We start from the raw sequence: 22,662 nt of genomic DNA on the forward strand, positions 1-22,662 counted from the left end.
TGAGGGGCTTTCAGGGCCAGTCCGCAAAGCCTCGGCGTAGCTCGCCTAGATCTTCCCCATCAGGGCGAGAAACGATTGCGCGGTAGGCGCCAGGGGACATGTCCGTGCGCCGCTTGAAAAAGTGGCTAAAGCGACTGGCATCCGGGAAGCCCAGATCCTCTGCGATTTTTTTTAAAGGAAAACCAGAGTTTTCCAGCCGGGCTTTTGCTTCGGCGGTCAGGCGTTCATGCACCAGTTCCGCCGGGCTGCGGCCCGTCTCGCGTTTACAAATACGGTGCAACCGATCGTATGCGATGCCGAGATCATCGGCATAAGTCGCGACCTGCCAATGGTCGCGATAGTGCAGTTCGACTAGGTGTCGAAATCGACGCAAGAGATCGGTTTGCTCAGCCTTGTTGGTCTGTGACTTTGGGCTGTGGACCCTTAATGCTCCGATGAGCATCAACCTCAGAAAAGCGGCCATGGACATCGGGGACTGATTATTGGTGTTGTTGATTTCGCTCACCAACCAATCGCAAAGCGCCACAATCTGTCCCAATATCCGCGTATCGGACAGTTGCGCCTGGAATGGTTTTTCAATCAGCATCCGGAGGTGAACAGATTCTGACCTTGCCCCGATTGCATCCAGAACGATGGTGTCACTAAGCCCAAACATCCACGCCTGAGAACCGGCGCCAAGATTGATCGTCGTATGATAGTTTTGCGGCCAGAAACAAAGAGCAGGTGCTGAGAGCTCAGTGCCAGTTTCATCAAATTTCAGCTGTCCGCGCTCGAGAAACAACAAGGCACTAAAGCTATCCGGGAATCGGTGGCGAATCGTGCGGTCATGAAGGGCTTCAGGCTCTTCCTGTACGGAAGCGTATCGTTCATTCATCAGTTTTGCGCCAGATAGTCACAATAAATGCCCAGAAATTTACATTTAATGAGATTATACTTCGCGCATAATGATTGGCAAGGGAGACCGGGATAGACCCGGTAACACTTAAATGACCTCAGTATCGACAATAACCAACCTCGAAGACGGGCCGGTAATTGAGCACATCAATCCGGCAACCGGGCAGAAGTTGAGCGCGGAGCAGGCCGTCACCGCAAACGATTGCCGCAGATTTGCTGGGCAGGCTGCTTCCGCCTTTCCGGCGTGGTCGGCACAGCCAATCCAGGCGCGCGCGCAGTTTCTGAAAGCTGTTGCTGGCGCAATCGAAGAAAAGGCTGAACTCTTTCGTATCGCGATGGCTGAGGAGTTGGGAATGCCGGCGGAATGGGCTCGCCATAACGTGGTTTTTGCCGCTGAAATCTTGCGCGAAGTTGCATCGTATCAAGATAGGTTCAACCAGCATGAACCCATTCCTGATCACAGGGGTTATTCCAGCCGCGCGGAAAGAGTGCCCTGCGGCGTTTGCCTGGGGATCGCGCCATGGAATGCACCCTTGATCCTTGGTGTCAGAGCCATCGCGGCACCTTTGCTGTGCGGAAACACAGTTCTGCTGAAAGGCAGCGAGTTTGCACCAAGAACGTTTCGACTGCTCGGTGACACGTTGCAGGAAGGGGGTATTCAGGAGGAGGTTGCACGCGTGCTGCTGACACGCCCTGAAGACAGCGAGGAGATTGTTGAGGCACTGATTGCTTCACCAGTTGTCCGGCGTGTGAACTTCACAGGTTCAACACGGGTTGGACGGCGGGTTGCCGAGCTTTGCGCAACACATCTCAAGCGCTCCCTTCTCGAACTGGGGGGACAGGCGGTGATGATCGTTTTAGACGATGCCGATCTGGATGCTGCGGCAGATGCAGCGCTATGGGGCGCATATGTCAATCAGGGGCAGGTCTGCATGTCCACTGAACGCCTAGTCGTCAACGAGACTGTGGCGGACGAGTTGGTTCAAAAAATTGAGCAGGGGCGCCGGGCGCTCAAACTGGGAAATCCGATAGATGAGACCACTCAGGTTGGTCCTGTGATCAGCACTGCAGCGGCCGAGCGGCATTCGGGGCTGATTGGCGACGCAATCGGAAAAGGCGCGACATTGATCGGCGGCGGGCAAGCACGAGGCGCCTTCTTTGAGCCTGCGCTTATAGATTGTGTCGAACCTGAGATGCGGCTTTATCAGGAGGAGGTTTTCGGCCCGATCCTTTCGGTAACCCGCGTCCGTAACGATCTGGAGGCGGTTACCGTCGCCAATGACAGTGAATATGGCCTGTCTTCCGCAGTATTTGGTCGCGATATCAAACGTGCGGAAAGCATCGCCAGGCGTCTTCATACTGGTATTTGCCACATCAACAGCCCCACGATCGATGACAACCCCCACGCTCCATTCGGTGGCGTAAAGTCCAGCGGCTATGGCCGCTTTGGTGGTCGCTGGGCGCTGGATGAATTCACCGAACTCCGCTGGATCACGAGTAAGAGTTCACCTTGAAACAAAATCTCTATGGAAACGGGAGATAACACAATGACCTTTGACCTATCACGTCGCAACCTGTTTATGGGAGCAGGAGCCGCCTTGGGCAGTTTTGCATTGGGCAGGGGCCAGGCACTGGCCCAATCATCGACACCTCTGAAGGTCGGCTTTATCAGCCCGATTTCCGGACCTCTTGCAGGCTTTGGCCAGACCGACGGATACGTTTTGCAACAGGCGCGCGAGGCTCTGACCAGCGGCGTAACGATCAATGGTCAAGGCTACGCTGTCGAAATCCTCGATCGCGACACTCAGTCAGACCCTGCCCGCGCCGGTCAGCTGGCGCGTGACCTGATCAATAACGATGGCGTCGACATCATGATCGCCGTGTCGACACCAGAGACAATCAACCCTGTCTCTGATGCCTGCGAAGCAGCCGGCGTGCCTTGCATCTCGACCGTGATGCCCTGGGAGGCCTGGTATTTTGGTCGCGGCGCGAAGCCGGGAGAGCCTTCGCCATTCAAGTATTCCTACCATTTCGGCTTCGGCGTGGATGAGTTTTATCAGGCCTATATTTCCCAATGGGATCTGGTGGAAACTAATAAAAAAGTCGGTGTGATGTATCCCAACGATGCCGACGGTAACGCCATTCGCGCGGTTCTAGCCCCGAAACTGGCCGAAGCGGGCTACACCATCATTGATCCGGGTGCATATGAAACGGGTACAACGGACTATTCGCAGCAAATCCGTTTGTTCCGTGAAGAAGGCGTAGAAATCTTTAACACCTTCCCGATCCCACCGGACTTTGCCGCATTCTGGAGGCAGGCTGCCCAGCAGGGCCTTCACCGTCAGGTCAAGATTGTGCAACTCGCCAAGACGGGTCTGTTTCCCTCGGACATCGAAGCACTTGGCGGATTGGGCAACAACATGTCTTCGGCGTGTTACTGGCACCGAGATTTCCCCTACACCTCGCCGACGACTGGCCTGACTGGTGCGGATTTGTGCGATGGCTATGAAGCTGCCACTGGAAAGCAATGGACCCAGCAACTGGGTGCCTCGCTGTCGGCAATCGACGTGGCTATGGCAGCCCTGACAGCCGCAGGTAATCCTAAAGACAAAGAGGCGGTCGCAGAAGCGCTGCCGACACTCAAAGCCGACAGCATTGGTGGCGTGGTCGATTTCAACTCTGGCCCGGTGAAGAACGTCGCCAATGGTCCGATCATCGGAACACAATGGCAGGCCTCTGACATTGGGAAGCACAGCTTTGACTATGTGATCACCGAAAATGCCACCGACACCAATGTTCCGGTAACGGGCGAACTGCGTCCCTATAACGCATGAGGCCCAGTATGACGTCCTCTTCCTCGATACTGCGCTCGGAGGGCATCGCTATGTCCTTTGGCGAATACAAAGTGCTCCAGGACATTTCACTCGATCTGGCGGGAGGTGAAATCGTTGGAATTCTCGGTCCGAACGGTGCGGGCAAGACAACGTACATGAACCTGCTCACGGGCGCTCTACTGCCGACGGGTGGTTGTGTGCACTTGATGGGAGAGGACGTCACCCAACTTGACACCGCCGAACGCTGTCGTCGCGGACTGGCGCGAACCCATCAGGTTCCAAAGCCCTTCAGTCATATGACGGTGTTTGAAAACGTGCTGGTGGCAGTGAACCACGGCCGCACAACCCATGCCGAAGATCCGATTGACGAAGCCTGGGCTGTTCTTGAGGAAACTGGGCTGGCTCACGTCGCCAATCGGCCCGCTGAAACGCTTGGTTTACTGGATCGCAAAAGGTTGGAGCTGAGCCGAGCTCTGGCGACGGATCCCAAAGTGTTGTTGCTGGATGAGATCGGTGGGGGTTTGACCGACACTGAAGGAGACGCATTGGTCGCTTTGGTCAAATCCATTCATGCGCGCGGCGTTACCATCGTGTGGATCGAACACATCATGCGTCTCCTTCTGGAAACCTGCACGCGGCTGGTCTGCATGGCCGAAGGCCGGGTGCTGGCCGACGGCAATCCGCAGGATGTGGTCAACGCACCGGAAGTTCAGATTGCTTATTTCGGAGCCGCTGCATGAGTACCCTTGAAATACAAGATATTCACGCACATCATGGACAGTTGAAAGCGGTGCATGGCGTGTCGCTTTCAGTGCGCCCCAGCGAAATGATGTTCCTGCTTGGCGCCAATGGCGCTGGAAAGACCACGTTTCTGCGTTCGGTCGCGGGTGATCACAAGGCAACGTCGGGCCGTGTGGTTCTGTCCGGAGTGGATGTGTCGAATCTGTCCGCCCATCATCGCGCCCGTTCGGGCCTTTCGCTAGTGCCCGAGGGACGTAGACTGTTCCCGAAAATGAGTGTCCGTGAAAACCTGATGCTGGGAACCTCCACATCGCGGGAAGGGCCGTGGAATATCGAGGCGATATACGAAGCGTTCCCCAACCTTGCCAAGCTCGACCGATCCCCGGCCGGTAAACTGTCGGGTGGTGAGCAACAAGCGGTGGCCATAGGGCGCGCCCTCTTGGGAGACCCGGTTGCAATCATGCTGGACGAAGTGTCGTTGGGCCTTTCGCCAGCAGCCGTTGAATTCGCCTATGAAACATTGCTGAGGCTGCGCGAGATGGGGCTGGCCCTGCTGATTGTCGAGCAGGACCTGAACAGGGCACTGTCTTTGGCCGACGAACTGGTCGTGGTGTGCGAAGGCCATGTCACCCTAAAAACAAAACCCAAGGACACCAATCTGGAACAGCTCGCGTCTGCCAGCTTTGGCCATGAAGAAGGTGAGCGCCAATGACTTCGCAATTGATCACGGCCATCCTGCTGGGTGGTTACTATGCCGTTCTGGCCACCGGGTTGGCCTTTATGTACTCGGTTATGAATATAATCAACCTTGCCCATGGCGCGCTGATCGTACTCGCGGCTTACGGTTTATGGCTTCTTGGCGATAGCTTTGGGCTGCCGTTGCCTGTCGGAATCGTCGTCATGGCGGCAGTCATGTTCGGTGTCGGAATCATCATGCACCGTGGTGTGCTGTCGCGCGCTTCGGGAGGTGGCGAACTTCTACCGATCCTCGCAACGTTTGGATTGTCTATCATTCTCGAAAACCTGATGTTTCAGACGTTCGGTGCAGACAGCCTTTCGCTGGCACCGCTGGTCGGAGACCTGAGCTGGGCGTCTTTTGAACTTCCCGGTTCTATCTTCATCGGCAAACTCAGCGTCTACATCCTGATTACTGCCTTTGTGGTCGTTGCCGGGCTGGAATGGATGCTGCGCCACACCACGCTTGGCCATCGCATACAGGCCGTCAGTCAGGATCGGGCGACCGCATCCTTGCTGGGCATCGATACTTCTCGAACTGCTGCCATCGCGACTGGCATCGCTCTCGCCACAGGTGTGATAGCTGCCGCCGCAATGGGATTGCGCAGTGCCTGGGGCCCCTATGGAGGGTCAGCTCAATTGCTGTTTGCCTTTGAAGCCGTTGTAATCGGTGGCCTGGGGTCGCTGTGGCGCGTCATGGCGGGTGCCATGATACTGGCCTTTGCGCAATCTCTGGCGGCCATGATCCACCCGCAGGGTTTCCTGATCGGCGGACACCTCGCGTTTCTTGCGGCCGTGTTTATCCGACTTCGTGGAGGATCATTCAACCTCAAAACCCTGTTGGGCCTGAACCGAAAAGGAGCAATGGTATGACTTCTGCGCGTCTGACTGTTTCGCGCGGCGGCCCAACGGCGCGCATGACTATGGCACTGCTCGTTATCGTGGCAATTGTGATAGCTGTCGTCCCCTTCGTACTAGGCGTCGGAGGCGCAGGTCGTGCCGTGGCACTTTTGGTCTACATTCTACTTGCTGTCATGTGGAATGCGCTCGCTGGTTTTGCCGGGTTGGTGTCTATCGGGCAGACCTTGTTTTTTGGCCTTGCCGCTTATACGACCATTCGCCTGTCGGACGCAGGCTTGGACCCGTATCTGGCGATTCTGGCATCAATTGCGATTGGCGCTGGGTTGGGCTGGGTAACATCGCTGTTCATGCTCACTCTAAAAGATGGCGAGTTCGCAATCGGTATGTGGGTTCTATCATCGCTGGCGCATCTTTGCGTGAACCTCGATCCGCTTATTCAGGGCGAAACCGGGATCTCACTGATCCAGATGAATGTCTATGATATCCAGACCCGATCAGCGATCACGCTATGGCTGGCGTTGGCCGTGACGATTGCCATATTTGTCGCGCTGATAGTGCTGCTGAGATCACGCATGGGGGCTGCAATCACCGCCATTCGGGATGACGAGCTTGGCGCACGTTCCATTGGCGTGAACGTGATGCGCACCAAAAGGATCGTGTTTGTTCTGGCAGCCACTGGCACGGCAGCAGCTGGGGCGCTGTGGCTGGCATCTGCCTCAAATTTTCAACCGCGCGCGTTCTTTGGCGTGCACTGGACTGCTTACATGCTCTTCATGGTGCTCGTCGGTGGTCTGGGTCGGATCGAAGGCGCCCTTATTGGCGCGGTGTTGTTCTTCGTGATCGAGACTTGGTTCGGAGCCTATGGTGCCTGGTACCTTGTCGGATTGGGTGCCATTGCGGTGTTGTTCGCTCTATTCTTGCCCAAAGGACTTTGGGGCTGGATTGGCCCTCGTCTGCCGGGGGAGGCCATCCCCACCGGCTATATTGTCAATCGCAAATTCTAACGGGAGAAACCCTGATGTTGGCAGGAAAAAAGATCATCGTAACAGGCGTATCGTCCGGCATTGGTGAAGAAACCGCCCGCGTTCTAAAAGCCCAGGGGGCAATGGTCATCGGTGTAGACCGCAACACTCCACGTGTTGAGGTGGACGCGTTTCAACAGGTAGATTTAACTGATGAGGCAGCACTCGATGCACTGATCGAAGAGCTGAAGGGTGTGAAGGCGGACGGGTTGGCAAACATTGCAGGTGTTCCACCGACTGCGCCGGTTGAGGTGGTGATTGCCGTCAATCTGGTGGCTCTGAAACGGTTGACGCTTGGTCTGGTTGACAGCCTTGCTGACAACGCCTCGATCGTGAATCTTGCCTCGCTGGCGGGAATTGGCTGGGAAGGCGAGATCGCAAAAATTCAGGCGGTGGCCAATCTGGATCATGCAGGCGTTGCCGATTTCTGCGCTAACAATGGCATCACTGCCGAGAATAGCTATTTTTTCAGCAAACAGGCTCTGGTGGCCTGGACACATGAAAATCGTTGGACGTGGCGTGACCGTGGTATCCGCATGAACTCGGTCAGCCCAGGGCCTGTCGAGACTCCAATTCTTGGCGACTTTCTCGAAACTCTGGGTGAACGGGCCGAGGAAGATATGAAGATCATGGATCGCCCGGGGACACCTCAGGACATCGCTCCCGTCGTCGCATTCTTGCTGTCTGACGGATCGGTGTGGCTGCGGGGTATCGATATTGCATCTGACGGTGGCATGCGAGCCCATATCGACGCGACATCAAACGGAATTTCGTAAGACTTCAGGAGTATTCAAAATGGCAATTTCAATGTTGATCGGCGGCGTTGACGCCGCCGCGCAGGATGGGCGTGTCTTCGAGCGTCTTGATCCAGTAACAGGTGACATCGCAACTACTGCTCCGGCAGCGTCAGTTGCGGATGCGAAGGCTGCAGCTAAGGCCGCGGGCGAAGCCTTTCCCACCTGGTCAAAAACCAGTCCGGCAGAGCGTCGCGGATTATTGCTGAAGGCTGCGGATGTTCTTGAAGGATTGACATCTGAAATAATCGCCACAGCGACAAAGGAAACCGGCGCAACCGCGCCCTGGACCGGGTTCAACTGCATGCTGGCGGCGAGCATTTTGCGCGAGGCGGCTTCGATGACGACACAGATCACCGGAGAGATCATTCCGGCCAATAAACCCGGGACCCTTTCGATGGCCCAACGCAAACCCTTGGGTGTGTGCCTTGGTATTGCGCCCTGGAATGCGCCAATTATTCTGGGGACCCGTTCGGTCGCGATGGCAATTGCCTGTGGCAACACGGCGATTTTGAAAGCATCCGAAATGTGCCCGGCAACACATCTCGCAATCGGTGAAGTGTTTCGGCAGGCGGGTTTCCCGGATGGTGTGCTTAATGTCATCACCAACGCTCCAGAAGATGCTGCGGACGTCGTAGCGGCGTTGATCGCCACACCAGAAGTTCGCCACATCAACTTCACCGGATCGACAGGTGTCGGCCGCATCATCGCTAAGAAGGCCGCCGAGAATCTGAAACCGGTTTTGCTGGAACTGGGTGGAAAGGCCCCTATGGTTGTGTTGGACGACGCGAATATCGAAGGTGCGGTTAACGGCGCAGCCTTCGGAGCCTTCATGAACCAGGGCCAGATCTGCATGTCGACCGAGCGCGTTATCGTGCACGAGGGTATCGCGGACAAGTTCATTGAGGCGTTCGCGGCAAAGGCAAATTCACTGCCTGCCGGCGATCCGCGCGAAAAGGTTGTCTTGGGATCTCTTGTCACCCCTGAGTCTGCCAAAAAAATGGAAGAGATCATTGCAGATGCAACCGCCAAGGGCGGGAAAGTCATCGCCGGTGGCGGTCGGAATGGTTCGATTGTCGAGGCGACGCTGATCGATGGTGTGTCGCCCGAGATGACCATCTATGCAGAAGAGAGCTTTGGTCCGGTAAAGCCGATAATTCGCGTGAAAGATGACGAGGAAGCAATCCGGGTGGCAAATGATACCGCCTATGGTTTGTCGGCTTCAGTATATAGCTCGAACATCCAGCGCGCGATGTCTGTGGCGGATCGGATCGAAAGTGGTATCTGCCACATTAATGGTCCCACCGTGGGCGATGAGGCCCAGATGCCATTTGGGGGCGTCAAGGACTCCGGCTATGGTCGGTTTGGCGGCAAAGCTGCCATCGACGCATTTACCTCAATTCGCTGGGTGACCATTGAGGATCCGCACCAGCAATACCCATTCTGAGGAAGTTACCATGGCAAATCTCGAAGAAAACAAGCGTAACGTCTCCGCGTTCTACGAAATGATGTTCAATGACTGCAAGCCACGTGAAGCAATCGAAACTTATGTGGGTGATGACTACATCCAGCACAATCCAGAAGTCGTGTCGGGGAAAGAGGGGTTCATTTCCTATTTCGAGGAAATGGCGCGTGATTATCCTGGCAAGCGCGTTGAAATCAAATGCGCGCTGGCCGAGGGTGACAAGGTAGTACTACACTGTCACCAAGTCTGGCCTGATTCCCTTGAATATGCCGGGATCGATATTTTCCGGTTGGATGACAATGGCAAGATTGTCGAGCACTGGGATGTGCTGCAAGTCATTCCCAAGATCAGTAAACATGACAATGGCATGTTCTGAGTGCCGGTAGGTTTCAAAAACTTCCTGAAGTGGCCGTTTCATGACCGATAGACCCGCGGAAACGCCGAAAAACCCGAGACACCGATGGCTAAGGATCGGACATCCCGTTATCTTTAAGTCTTCTTAAGAGCGTGAATGACGTTCTTAGCCTCTTTCTGGCCGCTTTTGTGGGCTCCTGCGACCGTTGCCCATTCGCTTGGACTGCAGGCCTCACCAGCAAACCAAATACGGCCTCCGACTGGTTGCCTTAGAACACGCCGAAGATGCTGCGCGCCCGGCTTGGCAGAGGCGTAGGACCCACGGGTCAATGGGTCTCTACCCCAATTGGTCGCCTTGGCCTTTTGTAGCGCATTTCCGACCTTTGAGCCATACATTGCGCGCAAACGAGAAACGGCAAAGTCAATGGCTGCTTGGTCCCCTTGTTTTTCAATTTCCCAAGCAAAGTCCCCGCCGAAATCAGCTAGCGTCAGCGTTGACCCTGAAACGTTGGTCAAAAAACCGACCCCGCCAGGGTCGTCCGCTCCGATCTGATATGTCAAAAAGGTATCCGGTTGGGCGCCAAAGATGTTTGACTTAAACTCAAGTGCTACATGGTTGTAGAGACCCATTGAGATTCCGTCGAATGCTTCTTGTTTGATCACAGGGAGCGCGGGCAAGAAACGGATTCCATTGGCTGCCAATACGCCGGTGGATACTGTTACAATACATGCCTTCGCACGAATACTACCCCTGTTCGTATCGATTGTGACGCCCTTCCCTCCCCATCGAATGGTCTTTGCCATCGTTTGCAACTGAACAGGGACTCCTCGCGCGCTGTGCTGCCAGAGCCTGCCGAAGCCTTCTTTGCAAAACCAGTCGACGCCGCCCTCACCGGTGTACCAGTCCGAGCACGAGAAGTCTCTCAGGTCCTTTCCCATCTCATAAGGACCGGCCTGAAACTGCGCCGTGCGATCCCATTCGCCCGTCTTTGGCGCAACGGATGCTGCGCTGACATCTTTGCCTGCCTCGCCCGCTGCTTCGATTGCGGAGACAAGAGCGGTTGACGCTGTTTCGTATGCTGACTGTTCCTCAGGTTTGGCCGGCCTGTTTCCAACAAACAGGACCTCATTGTCTGGAGCCTTGTAGAGCGAGAAGCCATTTTTCTTCCCGTAGCGCACAAATGGGTTGTTTGCCCCATTATGAAGCCAATGTGCGCCGGTATCGTAAGGTGTGTTGAATGACGACGTATCGGTGTAAATCCTGCCTCCGATGCGACGGTTGGCTTCCAAAACAACGACGTCGACCCCGCCTGCGATCAGTTTTCGTGCTGCTGCGATACCAGCTGCACCCGCACCAATGACCACAACCTCAGGATTGTTTGATGCCGCATTTGCAGTCGCACCTGTCGCCGCGAAAGCTGATGCAGCCGCAAGAAATTGTCTTCGGTCTAGCTGAACCACGATGCTCTCCCAATAAGCTTTATCTCTGAGCATTACTGCCACTTCGGCCAAAGAACGATGTCAAATACGTCTCCACACCGGGAGCTTTTTGGCACCTATACGTTCTGTGCGCTTTGTTGAATGATATCGTCGAAGGCTTTGGGAATTTGGATGTCTTACGACAGGTTAGTTTTCTTTGCTTGGTCCACAATCCGCTCGATACAGGTTTCGGCGATATGGCTAGTGACCTTACCTTTTGGGCGAATAATCCAATAGGTTCCGCCATCAAATTCCAGGTCCGTCACGCGCAAAAGAGCAGAGGACTTCAAATAAGGTTCAACCAGGAACGGGTTCACCAAAGCTATCCCCTGATCGGCAAGGGCAGCATCCACGACCTGAGACGCTGACGAAAAAACGAGCTGTGTCGCGCGCTGACTGACTAACCCGTGATCTTCAAAGAACATATCCCACCAGCCACCAAAATCTTCATCCAAGCAGTCCGCGCCATAGAGGTCTTCGATACCATCAAACGGCCCGTGTTCTTGAAGGTACTTTGGTGACGCGACCGGAAAGACCTTTGGATGAGCGAGAGGCTCAAGCCTGCCTGCGAACTCGGCCCGCGAGCCATATCCTATTCCAAAATCTGCCTCCCCCGACAACACGGCGTCAAAACTGTCATCGGCAGTAATCACGATCCGCGCATTGGGCAGATCACTTGTGAGCTCTCGCAGCCGAGGTCCTAGCCATTTCGAAGCAAGGCCGGGTACCGCAACAATTCGGACGAATCGTGCCTGCCCTTCCGCCTCAAGCTCGGCAGTAGCACGGCTAATCATCCGGAGAGCTTTGGAAATCGTAGCGTGGTAGTAGCGACCCTCTTCGGTCAACTCCACACCCCTACTCTTGGTTGCGAATAGCTCCACGCCGATACGCTGCTCAAGTAGCCGTACATGCCGTCCAACAACGCCATGAGAGACGTTCATCGCCTCTCCTGCTGCACGAAAACCACCATGGCGCGCTGCTGCATCAAAGGCCTTGATGGCGTTCAAAGGGGGAAGTTTCGGTTCTCTCATTGGAGTCAAAAAGTATCCAAAGCGGAAGAATAACTCAAGTTGTTGAATTCACGTTGGCACGTAACGTGAAAAAAACCGGCCAACCTAGGGGGCGCAATTGTTAACGAAACCTGAGAACAACAGCGAGTTAGACAGCTTCCGGAACGCGCATCCAGATGTGCAGTTCGTGGACGCTATTCTGTTCGATCTTGCCGGAAAACCTATTGGCAAGCGCTATCCGATCAAAGACCTTCAAAGCCTCTATAAAAGCGGCACACAGTTCTGCGCGGGCGCAACAATGCTGGATGTAGTAGGTGAATGCCATGATGTCTTCGGCATAGGGTTTTCCGATGGTGATCCAGATGCGGTTTGTATGCCGATCGTTGGGTCGCTCAAGCCAGTACCATGGTCTGACAACGCCCTGGCCCAGTGCCTCATCGAAATGAAGAACGATGCGGATCCTTTGGGATGGTGGTTCGATCCAAGGTCCATTCTCAAGCGGGTCTTGGCGCGGTTTGCCGAGCTTGATCTGACGCCAGTGATCGCCTGTGAATTGGAGTTTTATCTCATTGCTCCTTCACGTGACGACGCTGGATTAATTCAGTCTCCCTGTTCTCCATTAACAGGGCGAGTTAACGAAGCACCCAGGGTCCTGAGCTTTGAAAAACTTGATGAATTTGGCAGTTTTTTGCGGGACGTCGACGCAGTTTGCGAGGCTCAGGGCATTCCCGCTGGCGCCGCCAGTAGCGAGTATGGACGCGGGCAATATGAAGTCAACTTAGCCCATACAAACGACGTAGTATCTGCCTGTGATCAGGCTCTACTGCTGCGGCGAGCAGTCCGCGGCGTTGCACAGCAACATGGATACGATGCGACATTCATGTCTTACCCATTTATCGGCCAATCCGGCAATGGAATGCATATCCATCTCAGCGTGCTGGACGGGTCTGGTCGAAACATTTTTGGCGGTGTTGAGGAAGTAGGGCAAAACAGCCTTGGTCACGCGATCGCCGGCCTCCAACAGACGATGTACGAGTGCTTCGCGTTTTTTGCTCCGAATGTGAATGCCTATCGGCGCTTTACGCCCGACAATTTCGTACCCGTCAATAATTCTTGGGACCACAATAACAGATCTGTTGCCTTCCGCGTACCCCACTCAATGGATACAGCGCGTCGGATCGAACACCGCGTCGCTGGTGCTGATGCCAACCCCTACCTCGTTGTTGCGGCGATCCTAGCAGGCATTCACCAAGGACTCACTCAGAAGCTGTCCGTGACCGACAAACAAACAGGAAATGCTGGTGCCGAGGTCGACCCGCAGATGCCCACACGACTGTGGACAGCACTCGAAAAGATGCGCGGCTCAGAATTCTTGAAAGAGTATTTTGGCGGGAACTATCCGGCTGCTTATGCCGATATCAAATCAGCGGAACTCGACTCCTATTTCTCAGAAATTACGGAACGCGAATACGACTGGTATCTTTGAGGTTTGAAATGAATAAGCTCAAAGACGTCTATCACAGAGATACCTACCAGTTTGGGGAGCTACCAGACAGCTATTGGGGGTCAACGTCGCATATCCCAGATTTCCCCAACCTCCAGGAAGATTTGGAGGCCGACGTAGCCATTATTGGCGGCGGAATAACCGGCTTGGTTTCTGCGCTCAAACTCGCAAAGCAATATGGCAAGAAAGTTGCCGTACTTGAGGCAGGCCGCGTTGGATGGGGCGCATCGGGGCGCGCCGGAGGCTTCAATTCCGGCATGGCAAGTAAGCTGTCGCTTGAGGGAATGTGCACAAAATATGGGATTGATGCCGCTAGAAATTTTGCTGATCAACAATATCGTGCGACTGAACTGATCTACGAACTCGCCCGCGACGAAGGCATCGATATTGAAGCCACTGGTGATGGCGTTGTCGTTGCTGCGACCTCCAAACGCGCCGCTTTGGATCTTCAGATGCAACCTAAGGTCCATGAGGCAATTGCAGGAAAAGAGGTCGAGTATCTCAGCGAAGCTGAATTCAAATCTCGGATTCACAGCGGCGATTTCGTTTGTGGGGGGCTCCATATTCACGGTGGTGGTGGCATTCACCCGCTAAAGTACACCGTAGGTTTGGCCAGAGCTGCAGCCCGCAATGGCGCACAGCTGTATTGCAACTCGCGCGTGCTGGATTGGTGCAAGGTTGGGAAACAGCATGTCCTAAGAACCGCTGAAGGTTCGATCAGTGCGAACCGCGTAATTGTCGCGACAAACGCGTATACTTCGGATCACCTAAACTCAGAGTTTAACCGCCGAGTCTTGCCATTGATATCAAGCATTCTTGTTACCAGACCACTGGAACACTCGGAGCTTGAGCGCGCAGGTTTCAAATCTACAACGCCGGTCTATACGTCCAACAACAAATTGTTTTACTACCGACTGTTGCCAGACAATCGTTTTCTGATCGGTGGGCGTGGCGATACAATCGGTAGCCGGGCAGCAAGGGCGCGCAAGGCGGATTGGCTGAACACGCAGTTTCGAAGGATGTTCCCCTGCTGGAAACATGTCGATGTGTCATATCAATGGGATGGATTGGTTTGTGTGACGCGGCGCGGCGTTCCGGCGCTGGGTTGCCTTCCGAGTGATCCAAGCATCGGTTACGCGCTAGGTTGCCATGGAAGCGGGCTTAACAACGCTACTTGGATGGGCATCGAACAAGCCCGTATCATGGCATCGGACGATCCCGAAAAAGATGCACTACGCCTGCCAGAAATCGTTCGAAAACTGCCCCCTCGTATCTATGGACCAAGACGTTCCACCATCAACGCGGCTTTGCTGGCCTATTCGGCAATAGATGCTTGGAGCAACCGTCCGCTTTGGGCGGGCGGCAAGGATTCAAGGCAACGACAGCGACCGAATGCTTGCGTTGCGACCAATACAAACAGGTCAACAAACCAAGCAGGGAGTAAAAAATGAAACGAACCGTCTACCACCTGAGCGCCATCGCATTTTGCCTGAGCACTGCATCGGCAAGCGCGGAAGGCCAAGTGCTACATGTTTATAATTGGTCGGATTACATTGGCGAAACTACTGTTCAAGAATTCACTGATCAAACCGGAATCGACGTAGTCTACGATTTCTATGAAAGCAACGAGGTCTTGGAAGCCAAGTTGTTGGCGGGAAGTTCCGGATATGACGTCGTTGTTCCATCAGGTGATTTCTTGCAGCGGCAGGCAGCTATCGGCATCTTTCAACCACTGGACAAAAGCAAAATCCCAAATTGGGAAAACCTAGATCAAACCATTATGAACTCTGCAGCTGTCTATGACCCAGGCAACACTCATGCGATTGTTTGGGCTTGGGGTACAACTGGCATTGGCTACAATGTTGATATGGTGCGCGAGCGGCTGGGCGATGACTATGTCGTGAACTCGTGGGATCTCGTTTTCAAGCCGGAGATCATCGCAAAGTTGGCCGATTGCGGCGTCATGTTCTTGGATTCTCCGACCAATGTGATGCCAACTGCACTCAATTACCTGGGATTAAATCCCAACTCCACAAGCAAAGAGGACTTGGAAGCCGCCGCCGATCTTTTGAGTTCTGTGCGACCTCACGTAAGAGCGTTCGACTCCGCGCAGTACTTGAACGATCTGGCATCTGGTGAGATTTGCGCGGCAATCGGGTGGAACGGCGACGTATTCATTGCCCAAGCGCGCGCCGAAGAGGCCGGGAGTGACGTGAACATCTCCTATGTAATTCCGAATGAGGGTGCCTATCAGTGGATGGATATGATGGCCATTCCGGCTGACGCCCCCAATCCCGAAGCGGCACATGCCTTCATCAACTTTGTTCTAGAGCCGAAAGTTGGAGCCGATTTCACGAACACTATCTGGTATGCGAACGCCAACGAGGCCGCGATCCCACTTATTGACAAGGATATCCTCTCAAACACCGGGATTTTCCCAAGCGTAGAAGCCAAATCCAAGCTTTGGGCGAACCAAGTGAAAGACAAGAAGACCGATCGATTGCTGACACGTCTTTGGACTGAAATCAAAACCAATAAGTAGTCTGAAGCTGGCTGGCGCTCACGTGAAAAAAGGGCGCCAGTCGATCGGTCCACAACCAGAAATCTTGTCTTCGGAGATATGGCGTGATGCGTACAAATAGAGATCTCAAGTTTTTCATTGGCGGCGAATGGGTAGACCCCCATGGAAAAAAATGTCTCGTCGTCGAAAACCCTGCTACCGAAGACGCTATTACCTCTATCTCGCTTGGAACAGAGGAAGACGTTGATAATGCAGTGGAATCTGCAAACACCGCTTTCGAAGAATTTTCGAACTGGACCGTGCAGGAACGGATTTCGCTTCTAAGGAAGATCAGAGTTGTATTCGAAAAACGTGCTCCAGACATGGCGCGTGTGATTACCGCAGAACTCGGAGCGCCCATCGATCTTTCTAAGAGTGCACAAGTTCCTGTCGGGTTAGGTCATTTGGACGGAATTCTGGCAGCTTTGGAACATCTCAAATTCAAAGAGGACCTTCCTAACGGAGACCAGATACTGCGTGAGCCGATTGGTCCGTGCGGACTTATCACGCCTTGGAACTGGCCGGTCAACCAGATCGCATTAAAGGTTCTCGCAGCGCTAGCTGCGGGATGTACAATGGTTCTTAAGCCCAGTGAAATCACACCGCTTAGCGCAATGCTTTATGCCGACATTCTTGACGAGGCCGGTGTGCCACCTGGTGTGTTTAATCTGGTCAATGGCGAAGGGCCTCAAGTAGGGGAAGCTCTGTCTCGTCATCGTGATATCGCGATGATATCATTTACTGGTTCGACACGCGCTGGTGTTGCAGTAACCAAAAGCGCATCTACAACCGTCAAACGCGTCACTTTAGAGTTAGGTGGCAAATCGCCAAACATAGTCTTCGAAGATTCAGACGTCCCCAAAGCGGTCAAAGAGTGCGTAGACCTGTGTTTTATGAATTCTGGTCAATCCTGCAACGCCCCGACGCGCTTGTTGGTGCAAAGCAGCGTCTACGATCAAGCCATTGCCGTCGCCAAGGAAGCCGCTTCAGCGCATTCAGTGGGAAATCCAGAGGAACCAGGAGATCACCTTGGGCCGTTGGTCTCTAGAACTCAATTTGAGCACGTTCAAAGGTTAATCGACACGGGTATCAACGAAGGCGCAAGGCTTTTGGTAGGAGGCGTTGGCAGACCAAAACACATGAATGCTGGGCATTTCGTTCGTCCGACGGTTTTTGCGGACGTCGACAACAAAATGGCAATTTCACGTGAAGAGGTTTTTGGACCCGTTCTTTGCATACTGCCCTTTGACGCCGAGCAAGACGCTATCGATATTGCGAATGATACTCCGTATGGACTGGCGGCCTATGTTCAAACAGGCAGCCCGAACCGCGCAGCCCGTGTAACCCAAAAACTTAAATCGGGCATGGTGCATATAAACGGTACTGATTTGGATTACGGAAGTCCGTTCGGCGGATACAAAACTTCAGGCAATGGCCGAGAAGGCGGACTTTTTGGCATCGAGGATTTCTTGGAAACCAAGACCATTTCTGCGCCGAAAGGTTGGTCATGTTGAACACAAATAAGCATGATGAAAACCTCATCCTATCTGCCGCACCGACCAATCTCCAAAACGTAGTATCCGAACCGTACGTGCGCATCCGCGATGTACGAAAGCAATTCGGTTCAGTGGTCGCTGTGAACGGAGTCTCTTTGGATATTTATAAAGGCGAGCTCTTCAGCCTTCTGGGCGCGTCCGGCAGCGGAAAGAGCACCCTTTTGAGGATGCTGGCGGGTTTAGAAACTCCAACATCCGGTACAGTCGAAATTGATGGCGTCGATATGACGGATGTTCCGACATTTGCCCGTCCTACCAATATGATGTTCCAATCCTACGCGCTTTTCCCACATATGAATGTCGCCAAGAACATCGCCTATGGACTTCACCGCGAAGGAGTAATGCGATCAGAAATCCGTTCGCGGGTCGACGAAATGCTTGACCTTGTCCAGCTGGCGGGTTTGGGACACCGCAAACCACATCAATTGTCCGGAGGACAAAGACAGCGCGTCGCGCTGGCACGCTCACTGATCAAGCGCCCTAAACTTCTTCTCTTGGATGAGCCACTCGCAGCGTTAGACAAGAAACTGCGCGAAGAAACACAATTTGAGCTCATCAAAGTTCAGGAAACACTGGGTATCACGTTCGTAGTGGTGACCCATGATCAAGACGAAGCGATGACACTGTCGGATCGCATCGGGATTATGCGCGAAGGAGACATAGTGCAGCTCGGCGATCCCCAGGAAGTTTATGAGTTTCCAAATAGCCGTTTCAGCGCAGAATTCGTTGGCTCAGTGAATTTGTTCGAAGGCTTCGTAGTCGAAGACCGGCCGGATCATATCACCCTGAATGTACCTGAAATCAACGAAGCGATTCACATTCACCATGGCGTCAGTTGCACGCCCAATCAGCGGCTTTGGTTTGCCATTAGACCAGAAAAACTTCGATTGACGCAAACTAGGCCAGATCAACCAAACAACTCGTTCGCAGGAACCGTCCAAGAGATTGGATATGTAGGCGGACAATCGAAGATCATTGTCAGCCTTTCGCAAGGCAAAACAGTGCAGGTCATGCAGGTCAATACAGTGCGCAGCGTGAACCAAGGGCTTTCAAGCGGCGACAAAGTCTTCGTGAGTTGGGACGATAACGCTGGCGTGGTGCTTCAACAATGAGCATTGTTGGACATCACATGCAGTACGCACCACGCCGTTCGTTTTTGGGCCGGTGGTTGGCGGGGGCTATCCCTATTTTTTGGCTGCTTCTGTTTTTCTTAGTGCCATTCTTAGTTGTTTTCAAAATTTCTTTCTCGGAAGCCGTGATCGCGCAGCCACCATATCTACCGATTTTCAGTTTTGGAGATGGCTCTTTGTTGGCCAAATTGAACTTCGCAAACTACCTGTGGATATTGGAAGACCGTCTGTACTTCGATTCCTTTGTGTCTTCCCTGAAGATAGCAACCATCTCAACATGTCTGGCACTGCTTCTGGGCTACCCGATGGCCTATGTAATTGCGCGGGCACATCCTTCCCGCAGAAACGTTCTGCTTCTCTTGATAATCCTGCCTTTCTGGACTTCGTTTCTATTGCGTGTGTACGCATGGATCGGTTTTTTGAATACCAATGGTGTAATCAACAACGTGCTTTTGTCACTCGGGATTATCACCGAGCCACTGGAGATTTTTCGAACTGATGCCGCTGTCTATGTGGGTATCGTCTATTCCTACCTTCCTTTCATGATTCTCCCCATTTATGCGACGCTGACGAAACTTGAAAATGATCTGCTGGAAGCATCCGCAGATTTGGGTGCTAAGCCCTTTCATACCTTCGTGAACGTCACCCTTCCGCTGTCTGTGCCTGGCGTTGTGGCGGGCTCTATGCTGGTCTTTATCCCGGCTGTTGGCGAGTATGTTATCCCAACTCTTCTCGGCGGATCAGATACTCTGATGATTGGGCGGGTGATCTGGAACGAATTCTTCAGCAACAGAGATTGGCCTGTCGCGTCAGCCGTCGCAGTTGTCATGCTTGTCTTTGTTGTCGCGCCGATCATGTGGCTGCGCAGTCAACAAGTTGTTCAAAAGGAAAGCGTGTAGCATGGTCCGAACAGTATTCATCTGCATCACGGTTTTCGGCTTCGTTTTCCTGTACTCGCCGATCGTGTCACTCGTAATCTACAGCTTCAATGAATCTCGTCTGGTCACTGTGTGGGGCGGGTGGTCCACCAAATGGTACGGTGTCCTATTGTCCGACAAACAAGTGTTGGGTGCCGCGTGGATCAGCCTAAAGATTGCCCTTTACTCGGCGTTGATTGGTACGACGTTGGGTACGCTGGCCGCCTATGTCATGGTGCGCTTTGGAAGGTTCCGGCTTCGGTCCTTGTTAAGTGGCATGATGTTGGCTCCGCTCGTTATGCCCGAAGTCATCACCGGTTTGTCCCTACTTTTACTGTTTATCAGTATGGAAGCTTCAATGGGCTGGCCCGGTGAACGCGGCGTAACAACTATTGTGATTGCGCACTCCACCTTCTGTCTTGCTTTTGTCGCCGTCGTCGTTGAATCGCGACTGGTTGACATGGACCAATCCATTGAGGAGGCAGCGCGCGACCTTGGTGCACGTCCTGTCCGCGTCTTTTTTGATGTAACGCTCCCCTCGCTAGCGCCAGCAATTCTATCCGGTTGGCTTCTGGCATTCACACTATCGTTGGACGATTTGGTAATTGCGAGCTTTGTCTCAGGTCCGGGTAGTTCCACGCTCCCCATGATCATCTTTTCGAAAGTTCGCCTGGGCGTCAGCCCCGACGTGAACGCGCTGGCCACTATAATGATCTTGATCGTAGGTTTGGGCGTGGCGATCGCTGGCGCGATAATGATGCGCACTCAAAAAAACAAAGCCAACGTTCATTGATGCGCAAACAATGCACGATCAGTTTCAACTTCGAACAGGCATTTCTGAGGGCATTAAGGTTATTAATTGGATGGCAAAGAACTCTATGGCTGTTCAAATAAATGAGCTGTCCAAAGCACAAGAGCTACTGGGCTCGGCTGCGGACGAACACGTTACTTAAGAACTCTTGATCAAACAGAATCAAACCCGGCTTGAGTCAAGATCGACAGATTTGGTCGGCGAGGTTTGGCAATCAACTTCGACTGTTGATGCTGACCGGGATTGAACTCGCCCAAACAGCGTACTTGCCAGCCCACTTTACCATTTCGGAGCCCTTGCTAACGCGGCTTACAGGGGACATGCAGATGTTGCAGTTACCGCCGGAGGATCTTGCAACAGAACCCAGGAGCAGAGGCTTTTCGTTGAGGGTGTTGCGCCGCTGAATAAGTTGAGAGCGTCCTCTACTCTTAAAAGGCTCCACGCGCGAATCTCCATCATGCAGCGGCCGATGTCGTCCGCAAAGACAACGATGCAATCGGCAACCGTTCTTCAAAGTGCAAATTAACTGGATCTAGGCCGAGCGATCAGACAACTCATTCCGAGCTTCCTGCCCTTCATTAGTTCGATTGCGCATGCATCCCACGTTGGGTCTACTCTCTTTGTATCAAGGATAGGCTTGATCAAGTGTGGAAACCGCGCGTTCAATGATAACGCGGTCAGAGAGTCCGGCCAGGTCGCGCGCGGGTTGACCGCCGTTGAATGCCATGATGACCGGTTGCCTAGTGTAGGGATAGAGGTTCAGCCATTGGTTGAACTGTCCTTGCGGTAGTCCGTTTTCGGGTGTCGCGATCCAGGTCGCTTCTGAGTCCCAAAAAACTTCTCGGTATTTTAGGTAGACTTTGTCCAGAACGCCCATTCCCAGCCGGTCGATGGCGGATTGCTTCTTTTCTGGTAGCGGAGGATCAAAGATCAGGCGTCCGCTTTTGAGGACTCCAAGGGGAACCGTGATCAAGACGGCATCAAAATTCAGGCTTTCACCCGCTGCGCTTTGGATAACCACGCCTTGATCTCCAGTTTCGGCACGAGTTGCCTGCCATCCCAGGCGCAGATCAATTCCGTTGGTCTTATCCTCCAAGAGTTCAACATAACCGGCAGGAAAAAGAAAATCGCCGCCATCGTAATCATTGTCGCGCCAATAGGCAGTCATGTTGATCTCGTCGGATCCGGCGCCCGCGCTGTGCTGGATGTTGAGAACCTCGTCCAACCACTTAGGGGCTTCGTGTTCTGCCAGAACGCGGCCGTCACCTCCCCGGGCTACGTACGTGTCGATAGTCAGCTTTGTTTCAACACCGAGACGAGAGGCTTCTTCAATGAGAGGATTGCCCTCGTTCCCATGGATCCAGCTTGCGCCGATATCGAGTGGCAGCCCAAGCTGATCATCCGTCCAAATGCGCCCACCGATCCGGTGGCGAGCCTCCAGAACAACGACATCGTGACCGTCGCCAGCCAGCGTGTGGGCCGCAGTCAAGCCACTCATCCCAGCGCCGATCACCGCAATGCTCCGGGCATCAGTGTTAGAGATGTCTTCCGCTGCAAGTAGGCCGGATTCATATGCCGCGTGCACGGTGCTGTTGTACAACGGGTGTGTTGCTTCTCCCGCGAAGTAGACACGTTTGTCGATGGGTTGCGCGAGTGCATGGACGTCTCGTCGCGCAGAACCCTTTGCAAAGAATGAATAGGACCCGTAGCTGAACGGATCACGGCTCCAATTGGACCGGATGTAGCCCACGGGCGCCCGGGAGCTTTTGGCGTTCAACGGTGACACGTTGAACCCGCAACCAAGCGCAGCGACGGAGGTGGACAGAAACTGACGGCGATTCATATTAGGCCTCTTTGATATGATGAGACCTGAAGAACATAAGTGGTGAGCGCCTGTCAAAATCGAGATGCCTGTGTGACTAAATCCGCCCAAATCTAATTAACAATTGAAAACATTGTATTTTAATTGCCTTCACGTTGCTTTTTTATCCCCGC

At 53.6% G+C, this 22,662-nt stretch carries 20 protein-coding genes; 16 read left to right on the top strand and 4 right to left on the bottom strand.

The window, feature by feature from the left end; translation table 11 throughout:
* Positions 1-10: 10 nt before the first annotated feature.
* A complete protein-coding gene (locus AC2TDJ_RS11040) occupies positions 11-874 on the bottom strand; it encodes an AraC family transcriptional regulator (protein WP_480842111.1) in 864 nt (287 codons plus the stop codon).
* A gap of 112 nt (positions 875-986) precedes the next feature.
* Between AC2TDJ_RS11040 and AC2TDJ_RS11045 the strand changes: the two genes are divergently transcribed.
* The 9 genes from AC2TDJ_RS11045 to AC2TDJ_RS11085 are packed head-to-tail and all read left to right on the top strand — an operon-like array spanning position 987 to position 9,722.
* Positions 987-2,408, top strand: coding sequence for an aldehyde dehydrogenase family protein (locus tag AC2TDJ_RS11045; RefSeq protein ID WP_480842113.1), 1,422 nt, complete (start codon positions 987-989; stop codon positions 2,406-2,408).
* A 33-nt stretch (positions 2,409-2,441) separates the two neighbouring features.
* Positions 2,442-3,728 (top strand): ABC transporter substrate-binding protein, encoded by a 1,287-nt coding sequence (locus AC2TDJ_RS11050; protein WP_480842114.1) that lies wholly within the window; start codon positions 2,442-2,444, stop codon positions 3,726-3,728.
* 8 nt (positions 3,729-3,736) lie between these two features.
* The gene (locus AC2TDJ_RS11055; RefSeq protein ID WP_480842116.1) at positions 3,737-4,468 is read left to right on the top strand and encodes an ABC transporter ATP-binding protein; all 732 of its coding nucleotides are present in this window, start codon (positions 3,737-3,739) and stop codon (positions 4,466-4,468) included.
* Positions 4,465-5,181, top strand: a complete 717-nt coding sequence (locus AC2TDJ_RS11060) for an ABC transporter ATP-binding protein (RefSeq protein ID WP_480842118.1) — start codon at positions 4,465-4,467, stop codon at positions 5,179-5,181. Before AC2TDJ_RS11055 ends, AC2TDJ_RS11060 begins: the two co-directional genes overlap by 4 nt.
* Positions 5,178-6,077, top strand: a complete 900-nt coding sequence (locus tag AC2TDJ_RS11065; protein ID WP_480842120.1) for a branched-chain amino acid ABC transporter permease — start codon at positions 5,178-5,180, stop codon at positions 6,075-6,077. Before AC2TDJ_RS11060 ends, AC2TDJ_RS11065 begins: the two co-directional genes overlap by 4 nt.
* Positions 6,074-7,069: a branched-chain amino acid ABC transporter permease gene (locus tag AC2TDJ_RS11070; protein ID WP_480842122.1), complete on the top strand. Its 996-nt coding sequence runs from the start codon at positions 6,074-6,076 to the stop codon at positions 7,067-7,069. Before AC2TDJ_RS11065 ends, AC2TDJ_RS11070 begins: the two co-directional genes overlap by 4 nt.
* Positions 7,070-7,083: 14 nt before the next feature.
* The gene (locus AC2TDJ_RS11075; RefSeq protein WP_480842124.1) at positions 7,084-7,863 is read left to right on the top strand and encodes a coniferyl-alcohol dehydrogenase; all 780 of its coding nucleotides are present in this window, start codon (positions 7,084-7,086) and stop codon (positions 7,861-7,863) included.
* Positions 7,864-7,882: 19 nt separating this feature from the next.
* Positions 7,883-9,328: an aldehyde dehydrogenase gene (locus AC2TDJ_RS11080; RefSeq protein ID WP_480842126.1), complete on the top strand. Its 1,446-nt coding sequence runs from the start codon at positions 7,883-7,885 to the stop codon at positions 9,326-9,328.
* 10 nt (positions 9,329-9,338) lie between these two features.
* Entirely contained in the window at positions 9,339-9,722 is a 384-nt protein-coding gene (locus tag AC2TDJ_RS11085) for a nuclear transport factor 2 family protein (protein WP_480842128.1), read from the top strand.
* 113 nt (positions 9,723-9,835) lie between these two features.
* Here the strand turns inward: AC2TDJ_RS11085 and AC2TDJ_RS11090 are convergent, their stop codons facing one another.
* Together AC2TDJ_RS11090 and AC2TDJ_RS11095 are read right to left on the bottom strand one after the other, a co-directional pair.
* Entirely contained in the window at positions 9,836-11,194 is a 1,359-nt protein-coding gene (locus AC2TDJ_RS11090; protein WP_480842130.1) for a flavin monoamine oxidase family protein, read from the bottom strand.
* A gap of 122 nt (positions 11,195-11,316) precedes the next feature.
* A complete protein-coding gene (locus AC2TDJ_RS11095) occupies positions 11,317-12,186 on the bottom strand; it encodes a LysR substrate-binding domain-containing protein (RefSeq protein ID WP_480842132.1) in 870 nt (289 codons plus the stop codon).
* A gap of 121 nt (positions 12,187-12,307) precedes the next feature.
* On the opposite strand from AC2TDJ_RS11095, the gene AC2TDJ_RS11100 reads away from it, so the two are divergent.
* The 7 genes from AC2TDJ_RS11100 (at position 12,308) to AC2TDJ_RS11130 (ending at position 20,649) form a co-directional block, all read left to right on the top strand.
* Positions 12,308-13,675 (top strand): glutamine synthetase family protein, encoded by a 1,368-nt coding sequence (locus AC2TDJ_RS11100; RefSeq protein WP_480842134.1) that lies wholly within the window; start codon positions 12,308-12,310, stop codon positions 13,673-13,675.
* A gap of 8 nt (positions 13,676-13,683) precedes the next feature.
* Complete coding sequence (locus tag AC2TDJ_RS11105; protein ID WP_480842136.1) at positions 13,684-15,144, top strand: NAD(P)/FAD-dependent oxidoreductase; 1,461 nt, start codon at positions 13,684-13,686, stop codon at positions 15,142-15,144.
* A complete protein-coding gene (locus tag AC2TDJ_RS11110) occupies positions 15,141-16,235 on the top strand; it encodes a polyamine ABC transporter substrate-binding protein (protein WP_480842138.1) in 1,095 nt (364 codons plus the stop codon). Before AC2TDJ_RS11105 ends, AC2TDJ_RS11110 begins: the two co-directional genes overlap by 4 nt.
* Positions 16,236-16,321: 86 nt before the next feature.
* Positions 16,322-17,767, top strand: a complete 1,446-nt coding sequence (locus tag AC2TDJ_RS11115) for an aldehyde dehydrogenase family protein (protein WP_480842258.1) — start codon at positions 16,322-16,324, stop codon at positions 17,765-17,767.
* On the top strand, positions 17,761-18,921 hold the full coding sequence (locus AC2TDJ_RS11120; RefSeq protein WP_480842140.1) for an ABC transporter ATP-binding protein: 1,161 nt from the start codon (positions 17,761-17,763) through the stop codon (positions 18,919-18,921). The genes AC2TDJ_RS11115 and AC2TDJ_RS11120 overlap by 7 nt, the downstream gene beginning before the upstream one ends.
* Positions 18,918-19,838 (top strand): ABC transporter permease subunit, encoded by a 921-nt coding sequence (locus tag AC2TDJ_RS11125; protein WP_480842142.1) that lies wholly within the window; start codon positions 18,918-18,920, stop codon positions 19,836-19,838. Before AC2TDJ_RS11120 ends, AC2TDJ_RS11125 begins: the two co-directional genes overlap by 4 nt.
* A 1-nt stretch (position 19,839) precedes the next feature.
* Entirely contained in the window at positions 19,840-20,649 is an 810-nt protein-coding gene (locus AC2TDJ_RS11130) for an ABC transporter permease subunit (RefSeq protein ID WP_480842144.1), read from the top strand.
* A gap of 643 nt (positions 20,650-21,292) precedes the next feature.
* On the opposite strand, the gene AC2TDJ_RS11135 is transcribed toward AC2TDJ_RS11130, so the two are convergent.
* Complete coding sequence (locus tag AC2TDJ_RS11135; protein ID WP_480842146.1) at positions 21,293-22,510, bottom strand: flavin monoamine oxidase family protein; 1,218 nt, start codon at positions 22,508-22,510, stop codon at positions 21,293-21,295.
* Positions 22,511-22,662 lie beyond the last annotated feature (152 nt).

This window comes from Ruegeria sp. HKCCD6647-2, from assembly GCF_057221075.1.